Annotated in this window: 21 protein-coding genes; 19 read left to right on the forward strand and 2 right to left on the reverse strand. The window is 47.9% G+C overall.

The genetic code is table 11. The features are described 5' to 3' along the window. Window positions 1–328: 328 nt before the first annotated feature. From ICN42_RS08585 to ICN42_RS08595, 3 genes are read left to right on the forward strand one after another with little or no spacing between them, the layout of a single operon-like run. Entirely contained in the window at window positions 329–1,348 is a 1,020-nt protein-coding gene (locus ICN42_RS08585; RefSeq protein ID WP_216253434.1) for an RluA family pseudouridine synthase, read from the forward strand. Next, window positions 1,341–2,027: an HAD-IIIA family hydrolase gene (locus ICN42_RS08590; RefSeq protein ID WP_216253441.1), complete on the forward strand. Its 687-nt coding sequence runs from the start codon at window positions 1,341–1,343 to the stop codon at window positions 2,025–2,027. The genes ICN42_RS08585 and ICN42_RS08590 overlap by 8 nt, the downstream gene beginning before the upstream one ends. Window positions 2,028–2,049: 22 nt before the next feature. Continuing rightward, window positions 2,050–3,009 carry a S49 family peptidase gene (locus ICN42_RS08595; RefSeq protein ID WP_216253442.1) on the forward strand — a complete coding sequence of 320 codons (960 nt, stop codon included), beginning with the start codon at window positions 2,050–2,052 and terminating at the stop codon, window positions 3,007–3,009. 34 nt (window positions 3,010–3,043) lie between these two features. Here the strand turns inward: ICN42_RS08595 and ICN42_RS08600 are convergent, their stop codons facing one another. Both ICN42_RS08600 and ICN42_RS08605 read right to left on the reverse strand, forming a co-directional pair. Next, window positions 3,044–3,817: an SAM-dependent methyltransferase gene (locus ICN42_RS08600; protein WP_216253443.1), complete on the reverse strand. Its 774-nt coding sequence runs from the start codon at window positions 3,815–3,817 to the stop codon at window positions 3,044–3,046. 25 nt (window positions 3,818–3,842) lie between these two features. Next, the gene (locus ICN42_RS08605; protein WP_255539327.1) at window positions 3,843–4,466 is read right to left on the reverse strand and encodes a Maf family nucleotide pyrophosphatase; all 624 of its coding nucleotides are present in this window, start codon (window positions 4,464–4,466) and stop codon (window positions 3,843–3,845) included. Window positions 4,467–4,479: 13 nt separating this feature from the next. Between ICN42_RS08605 and ICN42_RS08610 the strand changes: the two genes are divergently transcribed. The 16 genes from ICN42_RS08610 to acpS all read left to right on the forward strand — a co-directional run bounded on the left by ICN42_RS08610 (window position 4,480) and on the right by acpS (window position 18,744). Continuing rightward, on the forward strand, window positions 4,480–5,058 hold the full coding sequence (locus tag ICN42_RS08610; protein WP_216253444.1) for a YceD family protein: 579 nt from the start codon (window positions 4,480–4,482) through the stop codon (window positions 5,056–5,058). A gap of 105 nt (window positions 5,059–5,163) precedes the next feature. Continuing rightward, the gene (gene rpmF, locus ICN42_RS08615) at window positions 5,164–5,343 is read left to right on the forward strand and encodes a 50S ribosomal protein L32 (protein ID WP_011902241.1); all 180 of its coding nucleotides are present in this window, start codon (window positions 5,164–5,166) and stop codon (window positions 5,341–5,343) included. A gap of 84 nt (window positions 5,344–5,427) precedes the next feature. Then, complete coding sequence (plsX, locus tag ICN42_RS08620) at window positions 5,428–6,438, forward strand: phosphate acyltransferase PlsX (RefSeq protein WP_216253445.1); 1,011 nt, start codon at window positions 5,428–5,430, stop codon at window positions 6,436–6,438. Between the two features lie 2 nt (window positions 6,439–6,440). Beyond that, window positions 6,441–7,427 carry a beta-ketoacyl-ACP synthase III gene (locus ICN42_RS08625; RefSeq protein ID WP_216253446.1) on the forward strand — a complete coding sequence of 329 codons (987 nt, stop codon included), beginning with the start codon at window positions 6,441–6,443 and terminating at the stop codon, window positions 7,425–7,427. A 44-nt stretch (window positions 7,428–7,471) separates the two neighbouring features. Beyond that, window positions 7,472–8,407 carry an ACP S-malonyltransferase gene (fabD, locus tag ICN42_RS08630; RefSeq protein ID WP_216253447.1) on the forward strand — a complete coding sequence of 312 codons (936 nt, stop codon included), beginning with the start codon at window positions 7,472–7,474 and terminating at the stop codon, window positions 8,405–8,407. A 56-nt stretch (window positions 8,408–8,463) separates the two neighbouring features. Continuing rightward, window positions 8,464–9,207, forward strand: a complete 744-nt coding sequence (gene fabG, locus ICN42_RS08635) for a 3-oxoacyl-ACP reductase FabG (RefSeq protein ID WP_216253448.1) — start codon at window positions 8,464–8,466, stop codon at window positions 9,205–9,207. Between the two features lie 103 nt (window positions 9,208–9,310). After that, window positions 9,311–9,550 (forward strand): acyl carrier protein, encoded by a 240-nt coding sequence (gene acpP, locus ICN42_RS08640; protein ID WP_015421596.1) that lies wholly within the window; start codon window positions 9,311–9,313, stop codon window positions 9,548–9,550. Window positions 9,551–9,578: 28 nt separating this feature from the next. Further along, entirely contained in the window at window positions 9,579–10,826 is a 1,248-nt protein-coding gene (gene fabF, locus ICN42_RS08645; protein WP_216253449.1) for a beta-ketoacyl-ACP synthase II, read from the forward strand. A 71-nt stretch (window positions 10,827–10,897) separates the two neighbouring features. Continuing rightward, window positions 10,898–12,346 carry a DegQ family serine endoprotease gene (locus tag ICN42_RS08650; RefSeq protein WP_216253450.1) on the forward strand — a complete coding sequence of 483 codons (1,449 nt, stop codon included), beginning with the start codon at window positions 10,898–10,900 and terminating at the stop codon, window positions 12,344–12,346. A 144-nt stretch (window positions 12,347–12,490) separates the two neighbouring features. Next, entirely contained in the window at window positions 12,491–14,296 is a 1,806-nt protein-coding gene (lepA, locus tag ICN42_RS08655; RefSeq protein WP_216253451.1) for a translation elongation factor 4, read from the forward strand. Next, window positions 14,296–15,102 carry a signal peptidase I gene (lepB, locus tag ICN42_RS08660; RefSeq protein ID WP_216253452.1) on the forward strand — a complete coding sequence of 269 codons (807 nt, stop codon included), beginning with the start codon at window positions 14,296–14,298 and terminating at the stop codon, window positions 15,100–15,102. Before lepA ends, lepB begins: the two co-directional genes overlap by 1 nt. A gap of 4 nt (window positions 15,103–15,106) precedes the next feature. Then, window positions 15,107–15,898, forward strand: coding sequence for a ribonuclease III (gene rnc, locus ICN42_RS08665; protein WP_216253453.1), 792 nt, complete (start codon window positions 15,107–15,109; stop codon window positions 15,896–15,898). A gap of 44 nt (window positions 15,899–15,942) precedes the next feature. Then, window positions 15,943–16,839, forward strand: a complete 897-nt coding sequence (gene era / locus ICN42_RS08670) for a GTPase Era (protein ID WP_216862475.1) — start codon at window positions 15,943–15,945, stop codon at window positions 16,837–16,839. Window positions 16,840–16,845: 6 nt separating this feature from the next. After that, the gene (gene recO / locus ICN42_RS08675) at window positions 16,846–17,580 is read left to right on the forward strand and encodes a DNA repair protein RecO (protein WP_216253455.1); all 735 of its coding nucleotides are present in this window, start codon (window positions 16,846–16,848) and stop codon (window positions 17,578–17,580) included. A 12-nt stretch (window positions 17,581–17,592) separates the two neighbouring features. Beyond that, window positions 17,593–18,336: a pyridoxine 5'-phosphate synthase gene (pdxJ, locus tag ICN42_RS08680; RefSeq protein ID WP_216253456.1), complete on the forward strand. Its 744-nt coding sequence runs from the start codon at window positions 17,593–17,595 to the stop codon at window positions 18,334–18,336. Between the two features lie 15 nt (window positions 18,337–18,351). Further along, a complete protein-coding gene (gene acpS / locus ICN42_RS08685) occupies window positions 18,352–18,744 on the forward strand; it encodes a holo-ACP synthase (RefSeq protein WP_216253457.1) in 393 nt (130 codons plus the stop codon). Window positions 18,745–18,767: the final 23 nt, after the last annotated feature.

Here is an 18,767-nt window from a genome sequence, read left to right on the forward strand (position 1 = left end):
TACACCAAGTTCAATGTTGTTAAACCGGTGCCACACTTGACGATCGCCGCAGAGACCTCCTTTAGGTCATCAATGCAGGCGCGCGCCTGAAAACTGTCTTCTAATCGCGGGTCGCGGCATACGGCACACCAACCCTGCGCCTCATTACAACGGGGGAGGGGCAACCCCGGGAGTCTATTAAGGGCGACTCCAAGCTCCAAACCTGAATCAGGTTAGTCTCGGGCCAATAAATTGGCTAGAGCGTTGATTATACGGCACAAGTTGAACGACAATGGGGTATTGTTAAGTCCCTTGTCGACCCCTGTCGAGGCGACAAGAGAGATAAATCATGAAATCCGAACCCATTTCCAAGCCTTCACAGGTAAAACCCACCGTTCCGGCTGCTGTGCATCTTCAGACCATTGGTCCAGAAGAGGCCGGCCAGCGACTAGATAACTACTTATTACGCTGGGCTAAAGGGGTCCCCAAAAGCCACGTTTATCGGATTATTCGCTCTGGCGAAGTCCGGGTAAATAAGAAAAGAGCTGAGCCGACTACGCGTTTGATCGAAGGTGATGTAGTCAGGGTGCCGCCGGTTCGACTTGCGGAGCCTGCTCAAATGGCAGCAGTCAATACCGCCCAAACCAAGTCTCGGGCAAAGGGTTATTCCGACAAAATGCCTATTTTGTTCGAGGATGAAGCTCTATTAATAGTGAACAAGCCGACAGGTTTGGCGGTTCATGGGGGTTCCGGAATTGCCCTGGGCGTCATTGAGACTCTGCGGATTACCCGCCCAGAACTCCAATTCTTAGAATTGGTCCATCGCTTGGATCGAGATACCTCGGGCGTATTACTGCTGGCTAAAAAACGCAGCGCCTTAGTGGAGTTGCACCGACAGATCCGTGAAGGCCAGACCGATAAGCGTTATTACTTGCTGGCCCATGGAGAAATTGCGCAAGGTGCGGGAACTGCGCAACTTAAGTTCCCGCTACATAAGTACTTATTGCCCAATGGTGAACGTCGCGTCCGCGTTGACCCTGATGGCCTCCCAAGTCACACGGCTTTGCGTGTTACCAAAATAATGAAACGCGCAGATGCGACGATTACCTTGGCCGAGGCTCAATTGAAAACTGGGCGTACCCACCAAATCCGTGTGCACCTCCAAAAACTCGGCCATGCCATTTTGGGTGATGATAAGTACGGTTTTGAAGATCAAGACAAAATTGTGAAGTCCAAGCGCTTGTATTTGCACGCCCATTTAGCTGGCTTTACTCATCCGCGTACGGGTGAGAAGATGCGTATCGAATCCCCATTGCCCGCTGAATTTACAGCGATGATGAAAAACTTTGAAGTGACTAGCGATGCCTGAAGAGCAAAAGCCCGATAGACGGTATGACCTGATTGTGTGGGATTGGGATGGCACCATCATGGATTCCACACCGACGATCGTGAATTGCATTCAGCAGGCTTGCCGTGATTTAGGCTTTAAAGAGCCAGATGACGCTTTAGCTAGCTCGGTCATTGGTTTGGGTATTCAGGATTCGCTCAGAAGAGCGGTGCCTTGGATTGAGCCAGCCTATTTCCCAAAATTGACAGAACGCTTTCGATATCACTACCTAGCCAAAGATCATGAGCTGGATTTATTTTCAGGTATTCGTGAGTTGCTACAAAGCTTACGTGAGGATGGTTATCTATTAGGCGTTGCAACAGGTAAGTCCCGTGTGGGATTGGATCGCTCTTTAAAACATCACCAACTAGAGCAGATGTTCCATGAGACTCGTACTGCCGATGAATCCTTCTCGAAACCCCATCCTGGAATGCTCCTAGAGCTTTCAGATGCAATGCAAGTGCCCATGCGTCGCATGCTGATGATTGGGGACACCACCCATGATTTGGATATGGCAGCTAATGCAGGTATTGATGCGGTAGCCGTCACTTATGGCGCGCATCCTCCCAGCACTCTAAAAGAAGCGCCATCCCTGATTCATGTGGATGATGTCTCGCAATTGACGAGTTGGTTAAGTCAGAATCTCACCGTTAAAAACTAGTTAGTAATTAAGGATTAAAAAGATGGATCAAAATCAATCCGAGAATGCAAATCAAAACTGGGAGCGTCAAGCCCTTGAGCATTTGTTATTGGAGAATTTAAAAGAGACTCGCAAAGCGCGTCGCTGGAAAGCGGTATTTCGTATTCTCACTCTGATTATTTTTATCGGCGTAGTGCTGGCAGTGTTTGATTTTCATGTCCCAGGGCGTGGCATTGGACTTGAGAAACATACCGCCTTAGTCACGCTAGAGGGGGAGATTTCTTCGAGTTCGATGGCCAATGCGTTAGATATCAACTCATCATTAACTGCAGCATTTGAAAATGAACACAGTGCAGGGGTAGTCTTACGCATCAATAGCCCTGGAGGCTCTCCAGTTCAGGCCGGCATGATGAATGATGAGATTCATCGTTTACGTAAGCTCTATCCCAACAAACCGTTTTATGTCGTAGTAGAAGATATTTGCGCTTCCGGTGGTTACTACGTGGCCGTTGCGGGAGATCAAATTTTGGTAGATAAGGCCAGCTTAGTGGGATCGATCGGCGTGATCATGGAAGGCTTTGGTTTTACTGGCTTGATGGATAAGTTGGGTGTGACTCGTCGCATGATTACTGCTGGCTCGAACAAGGGAATGATGGATCCGTTCTCTAAAGAAAATCCGCAGCAAGTAGAAATGATTAAAACCATGATCGATGAGATTCATCAGCAATTTATTGCCGTTGTGAAAGCAGGGCGTGGCGATCGCCTTAAAGAAACTCCGGAGATGTTCTCAGGACGAGTTTGGAACGGCGAGCAAGCAATCAAAATTGGCCTCGTGGACGGCTATGGAACAGTAGATTCTGTAGCGCGGGATGTCTTTAAGGCACCAGATATTCTCGACTACACCATGAAAGAGAATTTTGCGGAACGTGTTGCTAAACGTTTTGGCGCTGAGGTTGGTGCGGCAGCGGGTAAGGCATTAATTAAGACGCCTGACCTGAAATAAAAAACCTCAAGACAAAAAATAATTTAATCAAAATCTAGGCCAGCAATAGAAATATCGCTGGCCTATTTTGTAATGCGCTACATGCCGCTTCATTTGGGTAGCGTTTGCGCCAGTCCGCAATCGATAGCGTTGTAATCATTTCCGTTTTGAGGCTGAGATCCATACCCATGCAGAGCATGGATTGCGGTGCCAATGTATTGAGGCAAGACATCAGCATGGCGATATTGCGATACGGTGTCTCAATCCAGATTTGCGTCTGCTGTAATTTTCTAGATTCCACTTCCAACTGCTTTAATCGAGCAATACGATCTTGCGCGTCATGGGGAATGTATCCTTGAAATGCAAAGCGTTGACCATTTAAACCGCTAGCCATCAATCCCAGCAGAATCGAGCTTGGGCCAACCAATGGCTTTACTTTGGCGCCCAGTTTATGCGCTGCTAGTACGAGTTCTGCACCAGGATCCGCTACCCCTGGAACGCCCGCTTCTGACATGAGTCCCATATCTTTACCGGCGATGAGTGGTTTGAGTAAATCGATCGGTTTGACTGCATCGCCGTACTTGGCATTGCGAGCCACCCCTCGCCACTCGCTCATGTGCATTTCTTGAATACTGCAAGCTAAAGGCGAAACACTATCGACTGCCTTTAAAAAAGCGCGGGCCGTTTTTGCATCCTCAACAATCCAGTCGGTGAGCTTGGCAGTTTGTGCAATGGTTTCACTCGGCAAAACCCAAGGCAATTGCTCAACACGTGAATCATCACCCAAAGTATTGGGAATTAAAAAGAGGGTGCCTAGGGTTGAGCTCATTGATTTAGTTTTATTTTCTATTTTTTTATTTCTTCATTGGAATGACAAAGCCAGCCTCGCGTAAGAGACCGCTCAGGGCAATTAATGGCAAGCCAATCAATGCAGTGGGATCATCACTCTTGATGGATTCCAAGAGTGAGATTCCTAAGCCTTCCGACTTGGCGCTACCAGCACAGTCGTAGGGTTCTTCGGCATGGAGGTATGCCTCTAGAACATCATCAGCGAGTTTGCGAAAGGTCACTTCTGTAGGAATATTAATTGTTGTTTCAACATCGCCACGCATCAGACATAGGGCTGTTTGAAAAGTCACAGTTGCACCACGCATGAGTTGTAGCTGGGCCATGGCCCGCTCAAAGTTTCCTGGTTTACCAATAGCAGCGCCACACAGGTCAGCCACCTGATCAGAGCCAATGACCCAGGCCTCCGGGTGATCTTTAGCTACTGCCGCAGCCTTTGCCTTTGCAAGGCGCAAGGCTAAATCGAGCGTGCTTTCACCGGGTAAGGGTGTTTCATCTACCTTGGGTGAGATGACGTCAAAGGGAATGCGCAGGCGCTCCAAGAGCTCCCGACGATAGACCGAGGTGGATGCCAGAATTAGTTTTTTTACAGAATTACTCATCACTACTTGTACTTTCGCTGAAGCCTTCATTTAGACTGATGTCATGAATCGTAATCAAGTTTTACCTCAAGTTGAGTTATCCGCTGATCCCAAAGCTTTGAGCCGGATTGATTTTTGCGCCCCTCAGTCCTATCGTGGAGCTGGTTTTTTGGAGATTTCAGCCTTGCCAAGGCTGGCAGAAGAGGCTTCTAGCATTGAGCCTGGGGATGGCTTTCATTGGCAGATAAAGACCCATTTTGTGGATTCTCCGGGTTCTGAGCCCCAGCAAATCCTGGAATTAGCCGTCAAAGGCCGTATTCATCTGGTTTGTCAGAGCTGTTTGCAGGATTGTGGCCTGGACTTGGCGCAAGAGAGTCGCTTTGTCATGGTAGCTACGGAAGCGGAGGCTGATGCCTTCCCGATGGAAGATGACCAACAAGAGCCTTTGGTGGCCAGTCAGCACTATGACCTTTTGAGCCTGATTGAGGATGAAATCCTGCTGTCATTGCCCTTAATTCCAAAACATTCAGAAGGTGCGTGCCAGCCACACGCCTCCTCATTTGGCGCGGGCGGGGAAGCCGCTGATGCCTTGGAAAAGCCTCAAAATCCCTTTAACATATTGAAAAATATGAAGAAAAACTGATTGGATCCCGTTTGTTCAGTATGACATTTCATATCCTTTTTATCAATTAATCAAGCATTTAGCTGAATTTACATGCTAGAATATTGCCTTGCTTAGGAGTTCAATATGGCCGTCCAACAGAATAAAAAATCCCCATCCAAACGTGGCATGCATCGTGCGCACGACTTTTTGACCGCACCTGCTACGGCTGTTGAAGCCACAACTGGTGAGGCTCATTTGCGCCACCACATTTCACCTAACGGCTACTATCGTGGTCGTAAAGTTGTTAAAACCAAAAACGACTAATTTTTTAGTCTAAAAAGATAGAAGCGGCTCCAATAAAAGCCGCTTTTTTCTTGGATAAAACCACTTGCAGCATTACCTGATTTTATGAGCGTCACTCTTGCTATCGATGCCATGGGTGGAGATCACGGATTAGTTGTTACCGTCCCCGCTTGTTGCGATTTTCTCGAAAAACATGCTGATGTGAAGATTGCCTTAGTTGGTAATCCGGAAGCGCTCAAGCAAGCCTTGAGTAAATTTCCGAAAGCGCCCATGGAGCGCATTCAAATCATTCCCGCTACTGAAGTTGTCTTGATGGATGACCCCATCGAGGTAGCATTGCGTCGTAAAAAAGACTCTTCAATGCGGGTTGCTATTCAGCAAGTCAAAGAAGGCTTGGCTGATGCAATCATTTCATCTGGCAACACGGGTGCCTTAATGGCGATCTCCCGCTACATTCTCAAAACCCTGGATGGTGTTGATCGTCCCGCAATCGCTACCGCCATTCCCAATGAAAAAGGGCTCGGCACCACCATGTTAGATCTGGGTGCCAATGCGGACTGCGAGCCAATGCATTTGGTTCAGTTTGCGCAGATGGCTAATGTGATGGTTCAAGTGGTAGATGGCACACAAAACCCGTCAATCGGCCTGCTCAATATTGGCGAGGAAGTGATTAAAGGCAATGAGGTGGTGAAGCAGACAAGTGAGTTGCTGCGCCAAACGAACTTAAACTTTTATGGCAACGTAGAAGGTAATGATATTTTCAAAGGCACTACGGATATCGTGGTGTGTGATGGCTTTGTTGGTAATGTGGTTCTCAAGGCAAGCGAAGGCTTGGCTAAGATGATGAGTGGTTTAATTAAGCAAGAGTTCAATCGATCTTGGCTTACTAAATTAATGGCGATCTGCGCCATGGTGCCATTGTTGCGTGTACGCAAGCGGGTTGATCATCGTCGTTATAACGGTGCAGTACTCTTAGGTTTGCGTGGTTGCGTAATTAAGAGTCATGGCTCAGCAGATCGGTTTGCATTTGGTTTTGCGCTCGATCGCGCATATGAAGCAGCAAAAAATCGCATGGTAGAGCGTATCGCCCAAGCTTTTGTAGCGGAGACAAAATAATCATGAGTACGTATTCACGAATAGCGGGAACTGGAAGCTATCTTCCAGAGCTGCGTTTAAGTAATCAAGATCTCGTTGAGCGTTTAGCGAAGATCGGACTTGAAACTAGTGATGAATGGATTGTGACTCGAAGCGGAATTTCAGCTCGTCACTTTGCCGCAGATAATCAATTGACCAGTGACTTGGCTGTCAAAGCTGCTCAGGCAGCATTAGAGGCGGCTGCTTGCACTTCAGAAGATCTCGACTTAATTATTCTGGCAACGTCTACGCCAGATCATTTGGGTGGTTTTCCAAGTACAGCCTGCGTAGTACAAGACAAGTTGGGTGCTCATACTAATTGCGCCGCATTTGATGTGCAGGCGGTATGCGCTGGCTTTACTTATGCCCTCGCCATTGCGGATGCATTTATTCGTACAGGTACATACAAAAAAGTATTGGTTCTTGGCGCAGAAACTTTCTCCCGCATTTTGGATTTTCAAGATCGCACTACATCAGTTCTGTTTGGTGATGGCGCTGGAGCGGTGGTGCTAGAAGCTTCGACCGAGCCAGGTATTCTGGCAACTGCCTTGCATGCTGATGGAAGTCAACGCGACATCCTCTGCGTTCCAGGACATGCTAAGCAAGGTGGTGTAGATGGATCAGCGTACCTGACAATGGATGGTCCGGCAGTATTTAAGTTGGCTGTCAAAGTGCTTGAGCAAGTCGCGCATGAGGCTCTAGAAAAGGCTAATCTCAAGCCAGAACAGATTGATTGGTTGGTCCCGCATCAAGCCAATATTCGCATCATGGAGAGTACGGCTCGCAAGATGGGGATGTCGATGGATAAAGTGATTGTGACGGTACATGAGCACGGCAATACTTCTGCTGCATCCATTCCCCTTGCCTTGGATGTTGGTGTTCGCTCCGGTCAAATTCAGCGCGGTCAGCATCTCTTGTTAGAAGGCGTTGGCGGTGGCTTTGCTTGGGGTGCGGCAGCAATCAAGTACTAAAGTAAAAGCAATCAATTCATAACTATCATTCAGCGAATATTCCTATGACATTTGCATTTGTATTTCCTGGCCAAGGCTCTCAATCTGTTGGGATGCTCAACTCGATCGCTGATCGTCCTGAAGTCCGCGCGACCTTGCAAGAAGCCTCCGAAGCATTAGGTGAAGATGTTGCAAAACTCATTGCCGAAGGTCCTGCAGAAGCATTGTCATTAACTACCAATACACAGCCTGTGATGTTGACTGCAGCGATTGCGTTTTATCGCGCTTGGTTGGCTTCTGGTGGCGCTGTTCCACAGATGATGGCTGGCCATAGCTTGGGTGAATACTCTGCCTTAGTTGCCGCTGGTGTGATCTCCTTTAAAGATGCTGTACCTTTGGTGCGTTTTCGTGCTGAAGCGATGCAAACAGCAGTACCAGTTGGTACTGGCGGCATGGCTGCAATCTTGGGTTTGGATGATGCAATTGTGAAGACCGTGTGTGCCGAAGCTGCTGCAGCCTCTGGCGGCGTAGTCGAGGCCGTGAACTTTAATGCACCAGGGCAAGTAGTGATTGCTGGTGGTAGCGATGCGGTATCTAAAGCTTGTGAACTGCTTAAGGCAGCAGGGGCTAAGCGTGCTCTACCGTTGCCAGTGTCGGCACCATTTCATTCATCATTGCTACAGCCCGCCTCTGAAAAACTCAAAGCTTACTTAGCTGGTATTGAATTTAAGGTCCCCACTATTTCTGTAGTCAACAACGTTGATGTGAATGTCCTCAATGATCCTGCAGCCATTAAAGATGCCTTAGTGCGTCAAGCTGCTAAGCCTGTACGTTGGCAAGAGACGATCAACGCCATGGCGCAGCAGGGCATCACTCAGGTGGTGGAATGCGGTCCTGGCAAGGTATTAGCTGGATTAACTAAACGCATCAATGAGAATGTCGCTGGCATCCCTATTTTTGATGAAGCCAGCCTCAATGAAGCCTTAGCTGTAGTGAAATAAAAATCAACATTTAGCAATTAGTAAGAATTAATTAGAAGAAACAAGGGAAGACAGATATGAACCTCGACTTAAGCGGACAAATTGCATTAGTAACCGGCGCATCGCGCGGTATTGGCCAAGCCATTGCCGATGAGTTGGTGAAATGTGGTGCTAAGGTAATCGGTACCGCCACTTCTGAGGATGGTGCTAAAGCGATCAATGCGCGTTTACAGGCGAGCGGTGGTCGTGGCGAGGTATTGAATGTGACCGATCCGAAGGCATGCGAGGACATCATTGATTTGATCGTTAAGGATTTTGGCGGCATCAGTATTTTGGTTAATAACGCAGGTATCACCCGCGATAACCTAGCAATGCGCATGAAAACTGATGAGTGGACTGATGTTATTGACACCAATTTAAGTGCAGTTTTTCGTTTGTCGCAGGCGGTAATGCGCCCAATGATGAAAGCGCGCGCTGGCCGCATTATTAATATCACTTCTATTGTTGGCCATATGGGCAACCCTGGACAGGCGAACTACGCCGCTGCTAAAGCAGGGGTTTCAGGTATGACCCGCGCTTTGGCACGCGAAATCGGTAGCCGAAACATCACCGTAAACTGTGTGGCACCTGGATTTATTGACACCGATATGACCCGCGCTTTGAGTGAAGAGCAGCAAAATGCCCTAAAAGCGAACATTCCTTTGGCGCGCCTAGGTAGTCCAGAGGATGTAGCTCAGGCGGTGGCATTTTTGGCATCCCCAGCAGCGGGATACATTACGGGTAATACCTTACATGTCAATGGCGGCCTCTATTTAGCCTAAAAATAAAGCAGAAATTTAATCATTTTTTGGCGGATTTGCTAATTCGGCCCGCCAAGCTGATAAAATTCTTTTCATCGTTTTTTTACAACCCTTGGGGGAATTAATGGATAACATCGAACAACGCGTTAAGAAGATCGTCGCTGAGCAATTGGGCGTCGCAGAAGCAGATATCAAGAATGAATCTTCTTTTGTGAATGACTTGGGCGCAGACTCTCTTGACACTGTTGAGCTCGTAATGGCTTTGGAAGATGAATTCGGGATTGAAATTCCGGATGAAGAAGCTGAAAAAATTACTACTGTTCAGCTCGCTATCGATTTTGCTCAGTCCAAAGCTCAGGGTTAATTCCCTAGCTTAGTTAATAGCTATCACTGTGTCAGCATCAAATGGCCGTCGCCGGGTTGTCGTTACCGGCCTAGGCCTTATTTCACCTGTCGGTAACTCGGTTGATGTAGCTTGGTCTAATTTGCTCGCGGGCAAATCAGGCATCGCTACTATCACTAAGTTTGACCACACTCCGCTGAGCGTGCATTTTGCTGGTGAGGTGAAAGACTTCAATGTCGAAGAATATGTTTCTGCCAAAGAGGCGCGCCATATGGATACTTTTATCCATTACGGCATTGCTGCTGGTACGCAAGCAATTCGCGATAGTGGTCTACAGATAACCGAAGAGAATGCTGAGCGAGTGGGCGTCATGGTGGGTTCGGGTATCGGCGGCTTGCCGATGATCGAAGAGACTGGCGCTGAATTACTGGCTCGCGGCCCTCGTCGCATCTCCCCATTCTTCGTACCAGGCTCAATCATTAATATGATTTCTGGTCACCTCAGTATTTTGTTTGGTCTCAAGGGTCCAAACGTTGCCGCGGTTACTGCTTGTACAACGGGTTTGCATAGCATTGGATTGGCGGCACGCTTGATTCAGTATGGCGATGCCGATGTGATGGTTGCTGGTGGTGCAGAGTCCACAATCTCCGCCTTAGGCGTTGGTGGCTTTGCTTCTGCAAGGGCACTATCAACACGTAATGATGATCCTGCAACAGCTTCACGCCCATGGGATAGGGACCGCGATGGTTTCGTTTTGGGTGAAGGTGCAGGCGTTGTAGTAATTGAAGAATATGAGCACGCAAAAGCCCGTGGTGCAAAAATCTACTGTGAGCTCTTAGGCTTCGGTATGAGCGGTGATGCGTATCACATGACAGCGCCAAATATGGATGGTCCACGCCGTTGCATGGTGAATGCCATGCGCGATGCGGGTTTGAATGCCGATCAGATTCAATACATTAATGCACACGGCACTTCGACACCTTTGGGTGACAAGAATGAAACTGGTGCTATTAAAGCCGCTCTTGGCGACCATGCCAAGAAGGCATTAATTAACTCCACTAAGTCGATGACGGGTCACCTTTTGGGTGGTGCTGGCGGCTTGGAGTCTGTCTTTACTATTCTGGCGCTACATAACCAGAAGTCTCCACCAACAATCAATATCTTCAATCAAGATCCAGAATGTGATTTGGACTACTGTGCCAACACTGCACGCGATGTGAAGATTGACCATGCCGTTAAAAACAACTTTGGCTTTGGGGGTACTAACGGTACCTTGATTTTTGGCAAACTGACCTAATATCCTTAGTAGGCATTTCCCTTCTCTTTTTTCTTTAATTATTGGTTTTTACCAAGCAGGTCTATAGCATTATGAAAAAGTATCTTATTACGCTCTTGGCTATCTTTAGCTTGGGGCAAGTCGTGTCTATTTCTCCTGCTTTAGCTCAAAATCCGCGCGTATCCATTCCTGATTTTGCCGATTTGGTTGAGCGAGCAAGTCCTGCCGTAGTGAACATCCGCACTACTGAAAAAGTGATGGTGCAACAGGCTCAAGGCGGTATTCCAGGCATGCCTGAGGATCAGGCGGAGTTCTTTCGACGCTTCTTTGGGGTGCCGATTCCAGGATTGCCTAACGGACCAAAGCAGGCTCAACCTAGTCCAGGTAAGCCGCAGGAGGCTGATCGTGGCGTAGGCTCAGGTTTCATTATTGATTCCAGTGGCATGATTTTGACCAATGCTCATGTGGTCGAGGGCGCGAATACTATTTACGTCACGTTAACGGACAAGCGTGAGTACAAGGCGAAGTTGTTGGGTATGGATAAGCGTACCGATGTCGCGGTTGTCAAAATCGATGCACGTGATTTGCCAAAGCTACCGCTAGGCGACTCCTCACGAGTGAGGGTGGGTGAGTGGGTGCTAGCAATTGGATCCCCATTTGGCCTAGAAAATACTGTCACTGCTGGCATCGTATCCGCCAAGAGTCGTGACACTGGGGACTACTTGCCTTTCATTCAAACTGATGTAGCGGTGAATCCTGGTAATTCTGGCGGCCCCTTATTGAATACCGCCGGACAAGTAATTGGCATTAACTCGCAAATTTTTAGCCGCTCTGGCGGATATATGGGTATCTCATTCGCTATTCCGATTGATGAAGCCATGCGGGTGGCAGATCAACTGCGCACCAATGGAAAAATGACACGGGGTCGAATTGGTGTCGCCTTAGGTGAGATGACTAAAGAGATTGCTGAGAGTTTGGGCTTGGGTAAACCGCGTGGAGCCTATGTTCGTAACGTGGAGCCAGGCGGGCCAGCAGCAGTAGGCGGTATTGAGTCTGGCGATGTTATTTTGAGCTTTAATGGCCGTGATATTAGTAAATCGACGGATCTTCCGAGGGCGGTTGGCGAAACTAAACCTGGAACCAGTGCATCGGTACAGGTCTGGCGCAAGGGAAATGCTAAAGACCTGATGGTGACCGTTGCGGATACTGAGGCTGGTCAGGCGGCCGTGAAGAAGTCGGATAACTCAGCCTCCCCTAATGGGGGCGCCAATTCTCTTGGGGTAGCGGTTTCTGAGCTCTCAGATAGCAAGAAGAAGGAGCTCAATATCCGTGGAGGTGTTGAGGTTACTGGCTTAGGGGATGGTCCCTTAGCGCGCGCAGGAGTGCGTCCTGGGGACGTCATTATTCGCGTTGCGGATGCTGATATTACCGGGGTAAAGCAGTTTGAAGGCCTGGTTAAGGGTTTAGATGCCAATAAGGCAGTCCCAGTTTTTATCCGTCGAGCCGATAGCACCCTAATTATCCCTGTCAGGCCGAAATAAGCCAAAACCGGGGTTTTTGGATGGAATAAACGGGTTTGGCGCTAATTTAGCGCCACCCATTACAATCACTTTAAGACGACTTTTTGCAGCGCATCATCGTGGTGCGTTCTGACAAGGCGTTTTTTGAAGACCACTTAAGACGCTATGGATTTAATCCGCAATTTTTCTATCATCGCCCACATTGATCACGGCAAATCAACGCTTGCTGATCGCATTATTCAACTCTGTGGCGGTCTCTCAGATCGTGAAATGGAAGCCCAGGTTCTGGATTCGATGGATATCGAGCGTGAGCGTGGCATCACCATTAAGGCGCAAACAGCAGCGCTGGCTTATAAAGCTAAAGACGGAAAAACATACAACATCAATTTGATTGATACGCCGGGACACGTTGACTTCTCATATGAAGTAAGTCGTTCTTTGTCTGCATGCGAAGGTGCGTTGTTAGTAGTCGATGCTAGTCAAGGCGTTGAGGCTCAAACGGTTGCCAACTGCTACATGGCGCTCGAGTTAGGCGTTGAGGTTGTGCCTGTTCTCAATAAGATTGATTTGCCACAAGCGGATCCTGAGCGCGCTAAACAAGAAATTGAAGACGTTATTGGGATTGATGCCTCAGAGGCAGTGACCTGCTCAGCTAAAACAGGTTTAGGTGTGCAGGATGTCATTGAGGAAATGATTGCTCGTGTGCCTCCGCCAAAAGGAAATGCTGCAGATCCTTTGCAAGCCTTAATTATCGATTCTTGGTTTGATAACTACGTCGGTGTTGTCATGCTAGTACGCGTCGTCAATGGCACGCTGAAACCAAAAGAAAAAATCACCTTGATGTCGAATGGTTCCAGCCATTTAGTCGAGCACGTTGGGGTATTTAGTCCAAAGTCTGTAGATCGTCCGGAGCTATCTGCTGGTCAGGTGGGCTTTGTGATTGCCGGTATTAAAGAATTAAAAGCTGCCAAGGTTGGTGACACGGTCACGCATACCCCTGGGCAGCAAGGTCGAGTGCCTGCTACAGAACCACTTCCTGGATTTAAAGAGGTTAAGCCCCAAGTCTTTGCGGGTCTTTACCCAGTGGAGTCTAGTGAATACGATCAACTGCGCGAATCTTTAGAGAAGCTGCAGTTGAATGACGCCTCACTCTTGTATGAGCCTGAGGTTTCACAAGCGCTTGGTTTTGGATTCCGTTGCGGTTTCTTGGGTCTACTCCACATGGAGATCGTACAAGAGCGCTTAGAGCGCCAGTACGGTATGAATCTCATCACGACCGCACCAACGGTGGTGTATCAGGTAGAGCAATCTGACGGAACCATCTTGTCAGTAGATAACCCATCGAAGATGCCAGAGGCTAGCAAGATCAATACGATTCTTGAGCCGATCGTGACGGTGAATTTGTATATGCCCCAAGAGTATGTGGGTGCAATTATTACGCTATGCGTTGGTAAGCGCGGCATTCAGATGGATATGAATTACCTAGGTCGTCAGGTGAAGCTCACTTATGAGTTGCCAATGGCTGAGATTGTTTTGGATTTCTTCGACAAGATGAAATCCATCTCACGCGGTTATGCGTCCATGGATTACGAGTTCAAAGAATATCGTCCGGCTGATGTTGTGAAAGTCGACATCTTGATTAACGGTGAGCGTGTCGATGCCCTGTCTGTCATTGTGCATAGAAGCAATAGTCAGCATCGTGGGCGCGAAGTGGTTGCTAAAATGCGCGGCATTATTCCTCGTCAAATGTTTGATGTGGCTATTCAGGCGGCGATCGGTAGCAATATTGTGGCTCGTGAAAACGTCAAAGCCTTGCGTAAAAACGTATTGGCTAAATGCTATGGTGGTGATATCTCCCGGAAGCGCAAGTTATTAGAGAAGCAAAAAGAAGGTAAGAAGCGCATGAAGCAAGTGGGTAACGTGGAGATTCCACAAGAGGCTTTCTTGGCCATTTTGCAGGTGGATGATTAATGAACTTCGCTCTAATCTTATTTATCTTGGTAGTAGTTTCAGGCATTGCTTGGGTTGCTGACCGGTATTACTTTGCTCCGCAAAGACGTAAGGCCGGTATCGATCGTATGCCATTGTGGTTGGAATATACGGCCGGTTTCTTTCCAGTCATTTGTGCGGTGTTTGTGTTGCGCTCTTTTATTGTGGAACCATTCAAAATTCCTTCGGGGTCGATGATTCCGACATTGCAGATCGGCGACTTTATTCTGGTGAACAAATTCACCTACGGCATTCGTTTGCCAGTGATTAACCAAAAGGTAGTTGAGTTAGGATCTCCAAAACGTGGCGATGTCGTAGTGTTCCGCTACCCCCGTGATGAATCTATTGATTACATCAAGCGCGTGGTGGCTTTGCCGGGCGACACTATCACTTACCAAGATAAGCGTTTAACAGTAAATGGGCAGCCATTGCAATATAGTGGTGGCGAGTCCTATCTTGACCCAGAAAATATGCGTTACGCCAAACGCTTTACAGAGTCTTTTCCTGTAGATCTTGGCGGCAACAAGCATGAGATTTTGAATGATCCTGATCGTCCTGCTGGAATGTTTCCTGCAGAACGTTTTCCGGGGTTTGAAAATTGCCAATATCAAAATGCCGGACTCACTTGCACCGTGCCAGCAGGACATTACTTTGCGATGGGTGATAACCGCGACAACAGTGCCGATTCTCGTTACTGGGGATTTGTGCCAGATAAAAATATTGTCGGCAAAGCATTTTTTGTTTGGTTGAACCTCGGAAATCTTGGTCGTATTGGCGGCTTCGAATAAAGTCATGAACGCCCGCGCCGTCATCGAAACTGCACCGCTACAAGCGCAACTGGGCTACACCTTTAAAAAAATAGAGCTGCTGAATCAAGCTCTCACACATCGTAGCCACAGCAAGAAAAATAATGAGCGCCTCGAGTTTTTAGGTGACTCGATTCTCAATTGCGTCGTCGCTGAAATGCTTTATGAGCGTTACTCAGATTTAGATGAGGGTGACCTTTCTCGTGTTCGGGCTAACTTGGTAAAGCAACAAGCCCTTTATGAAATTGCTCAAACACTCTCGCTATCAGACTATTTACGTCTAGGTGAGGGTGAATTAAAGAGTGGTGGCTTCCGTCGCCCATCCATTCTGGCTGATACCCTTGAGGCGGTTACTGGCGCCATATTTTTAGATGGCGGCTTTGATGCAGCAAAGACTTGTTTGCGCAAACTCTATTCTATTATTTTGGCTAATGTTGATCCTAAAACTTTGGGTAAAGACGATAAGACTTTGTTACAGGAGTGTTTGCAGAGTTATCAATTGCCGCTACCCACCTATAACGTCACGGGTACGACTGGTGCGGCTCATAATCAGCAATTCGAAGTAGAGTGTTTAATACCCAACCTCAAGGTTGCCGTTAAGGGTGAGGGCGCATCGCGACGTGCTGCTGAGCAGGCTGCAGCAAAGCTAGCTTTAATCTCAGCACTCAAAGCCTTGCCACAAGAGCTGGGTAAACCCAAAAAGACTCGGTCAGCCAAAAAGAAAGCAGCAAAAAAAGTGGCAACCGAAGAGCAGTTAAATCTTAAGCTGAAGGGCTAATCGTGTTTAGATGCGGCACTATCGCCATTGTTGGCCGTCCCAATATGGGCAAATCGACTCTATTGAACGCTTTGGTTGGTCAGAAGATCAGTATTACTTCTCGCAAAGCCCAAACGACACGCCACCGCATTTTGGGCATCCAAAATCGCGAAGAGGCGCAGTTCATTTTCATTGATACGCCAGGCTTTCAGACGCGCTTAATGAATACCCTCAACAAGGCATTGAACCGCACAGTCACTACTGCTTTGCAGGATGTCAATGTAGCTTGCTTTGTAGTTGAGGCTGGTTACTTTGGCGAAGATGACAAGAAAGTACTGCGTTTATTGCCAAATGATTTGCCGGTAGTTCTGGTGCTGAATAAATTAGATCTTTTTAATAGCCGCTTTCAGACGCCTTCAGAGCGTGACCAGGCCTTGCTTAATTTCATGAAAGAAATGAGTCAGCCTTGGAGTGATTTAGGTGGCCACGAAGATCAAAGTAAATGTGAATTTACTGAGATCGTCCCCATGAGTGCTAAAAGTCCTGGTGATGTGCAAAGACTATTAGATGTTCTAGAGGGCTATTTGCCTGAAGCGCCGCCGGTATATGACGGCGACACTCTGACGGATCGTAGTGAGCGATTTTTGGCTGCTGAGATCCTTCGTGAGAAGGTATTCCGCTTTACGGGGGAAGAGTTGCCTTACACCAGCACAGTAGTTATTGATCAGTTCAAGATGGATGGCAAGATGCGCCGTATTGCTGCGACGATTTTGGTGGACCGCGACAGCCACAAGGCGATGATTATTGGCGCCAAAGGTGAGCGACTCAAGAAGATCTCAACCGATGCTCGCATCGATATGGAAAAGCTCTTTGACGGCAAAGTATTCCTTGAGACTTGGGTCAAGGTCAAACGCGGTTGGGCAGATGATCGTGCTGAATTACGGGCGCAAGGATTAGAGTAACTATTCATGGCTTCCATTCGTGTTGCTGACGAACCTGCTTTTGTATTACACAGTATTCCTTATAAGGAAACTAGCTTAATTTTGGACGTCTTTACTCGGCAGCATGGTCGCATGGCCCTGATAGCTAAGGGCGCTAAGCGTCCACATTCGGTGTTACGCCCTGTATTACAGCGCTTCCAGCCCTTGTTGGTTTCTTGGAGTGGAAAGTCCGAGTTGCGGACTTTAACGAAGTCAGAGTGGGTGGGTGGTACACCCTCTTTAGTGGGTGATGCATTACTCTGCGGCTTCTATCTCAATGAGTTGCTAGTCAAGTTCCTCGCTCGTGAAGATGATTATGAAAAACTCTATGATCATTACACCGATACGATTTCTGCCCTGTCTAATCTCGAATTTGAGTCTAAGGGCTTAGAAGAAATTCTGCGACCTTTTGAGCTCACGCTCTTACAAGAGACTGGCTATGCAGCGGCGTTAGATCGCTGTGTTGAAACTAATAGCGCTCCAATCTCAGATGAGCAGTATGTTTATCAGCCAGAGCGTGGTGTTAGGCCAGCACAAGGCGATGATCCAGGCCACTGGCCAGTCTTGAGTGGCAAATCCCTTTTGGCAATCGCAGCGGGAGACTTTTCTGATCAAGAGACGCTTTCTGAAAGTAAGCAGTTAATGCGCTTCTTGCTGGGCCTGCACCTCCAGGATCAAGTACTCACTACCCGTCAGATTTTGATTGATCTGAAGAAAATCTAGTAATCTACCTTCATGAATACCCAACCGAAGCTTGAGCTTGGCATCAATATCGATCACGTAGCGACCTTGCGTAATGCGCGTGGCACCGTCTACCCTGATCCATTAAAGGCTGCACGCTTGGCTGAAGAGTCTGGTGCCGATTTAATTACCTTACATTTGCGTGAGGATCGTCGCCATATTAAAGATGCAGATTTGATGGCCCTGCGCCCCTTAATTCAGACGCGCATGAACTTAGAGTGCGCTGTCACCCCGGAGATGATTAATATCGCCTGTCGGGTTCAGCCACACGATGTTTGCCTAGTTCCTGAAAAGCGTGAAGAAGTGACTACTGAAGGTGGATTAGATGTCGTGGGTCACTTTGACGCAGTCAAGGTTGCTACCACTCAATTAAAAGCCGCAGGCATACGGGTCTCGCTATTTATCGACCCCGAAGAAAAACAAATTCAAGCGGCAAAAGATGTTGGCGCTACAGTCATTGAATTACATACTGGTCGCTACGCGGATCTAGTTGGCGATCAACAGAACCAAGAGCTCGAGCGCATCAGAAAAGCAGCTCAGTTCGGAAAAAGTATTGGTTTGCGAGTGAATGCAGGTCATGGTTTGCATGAGGGAAATGTCATGCTAGTAGCCGGAATCGCTGAGCTCTCTGAACTCAATATTGGGCATGCAATTGTTGCTGAAGCGCTCTTTAAGGGTTGGCAAAAAGCGATTACCGATATGAAAGCCCTGATGGATCAGGGCAGAGCTAACGCTTAATAGATTGCAGACCAGATGATCATCGGAATTGGCACAGACATTTTGCAGATTGAGCGGCTTCAAGCTGCTTATGATCGTACCAACGGCCGCTTAGCTGAAAAAATCCTGGGACCAGATGAGATGATGGTCTTCAAGCAACGTTTAGCCAGAAATCACAAGCGAGGCATTGCTTTCTTGGCAACGCGCTTTGCTGCCAAAGAAGCATTCTCCAAAGCCATTGGCTTGGGGATGAGAATGCCGATGACTTGGCGTTCCCTGCAAACATTGAATGAGCCTAGTGGCAAGCCGGTTACCTCGTATTTGGGCGCACTCGCTCAGTTTATGCAAGAGCGAAATTGGGATGCCCAAGTCACCGTAAGTGATGAGCAGGATATGGCTATTGCCCACGTCATTGTGGTTCAGAAGTAATCAACATCATTAACTGTGTGAGG

Source organism: Polynucleobacter sp. 71A-WALBACH, from assembly GCF_018882365.1.
Classification (GTDB): domain Bacteria; phylum Pseudomonadota; class Gammaproteobacteria; order Burkholderiales; family Burkholderiaceae; genus Polynucleobacter.

Coding starts and splice junctions, on each gene's coding strand:
- ICN42_RS08585 (WP_216253434.1), top strand. CDS start 329: ATGAAATCCGAACCCATTTCCAAGCCTTCACAGGTAAAACCCACCGTT.
- ICN42_RS08590 (WP_216253441.1), top strand. CDS start 1,341: ATGCCTGAAGAGCAAAAGCCCGATAGACGGTATGACCTGATTGTGTGG.
- ICN42_RS08595 (WP_216253442.1), top strand. CDS start 2,050: ATGGATCAAAATCAATCCGAGAATGCAAATCAAAACTGGGAGCGTCAA.
- ICN42_RS08600 (WP_216253443.1), bottom strand. CDS start 3,817: ATGAGCTCAACCCTAGGCACCCTCTTTTTAATTCCCAATACTTTGGGT.
- ICN42_RS08605 (WP_255539327.1), bottom strand. CDS start 4,466: ATGAAGGCTTCAGCGAAAGTACAAGTAGTGATGAGTAATTCTGTAAAA.
- ICN42_RS08610 (WP_216253444.1), top strand. CDS start 4,480: ATGAATCGTAATCAAGTTTTACCTCAAGTTGAGTTATCCGCTGATCCC.
- rpmF (WP_011902241.1), top strand. CDS start 5,164: ATGGCCGTCCAACAGAATAAAAAATCCCCATCCAAACGTGGCATGCAT.
- plsX (WP_216253445.1), top strand. CDS start 5,428: ATGAGCGTCACTCTTGCTATCGATGCCATGGGTGGAGATCACGGATTA.
- ICN42_RS08625 (WP_216253446.1), top strand. CDS start 6,441: ATGAGTACGTATTCACGAATAGCGGGAACTGGAAGCTATCTTCCAGAG.
- fabD (WP_216253447.1), top strand. CDS start 7,472: ATGACATTTGCATTTGTATTTCCTGGCCAAGGCTCTCAATCTGTTGGG.
- fabG (WP_216253448.1), top strand. CDS start 8,464: ATGAACCTCGACTTAAGCGGACAAATTGCATTAGTAACCGGCGCATCG.
- acpP (WP_015421596.1), top strand. CDS start 9,311: ATGGATAACATCGAACAACGCGTTAAGAAGATCGTCGCTGAGCAATTG.
- ICN42_RS08650 (WP_216253450.1), top strand. CDS start 10,898: ATGAAAAAGTATCTTATTACGCTCTTGGCTATCTTTAGCTTGGGGCAA.
- lepA (WP_216253451.1), top strand. CDS start 12,491: ATGGATTTAATCCGCAATTTTTCTATCATCGCCCACATTGATCACGGC.
- lepB (WP_216253452.1), top strand. CDS start 14,296: ATGAACTTCGCTCTAATCTTATTTATCTTGGTAGTAGTTTCAGGCATT.
- rnc (WP_216253453.1), top strand. CDS start 15,107: ATGAACGCCCGCGCCGTCATCGAAACTGCACCGCTACAAGCGCAACTG.
- era (WP_216862475.1), top strand. CDS start 15,943: ATGGGCAAATCGACTCTATTGAACGCTTTGGTTGGTCAGAAGATCAGT.
- recO (WP_216253455.1), top strand. CDS start 16,846: ATGGCTTCCATTCGTGTTGCTGACGAACCTGCTTTTGTATTACACAGT.
- pdxJ (WP_216253456.1), top strand. CDS start 17,593: ATGAATACCCAACCGAAGCTTGAGCTTGGCATCAATATCGATCACGTA.
- acpS (WP_216253457.1), top strand. CDS start 18,352: ATGATCATCGGAATTGGCACAGACATTTTGCAGATTGAGCGGCTTCAA.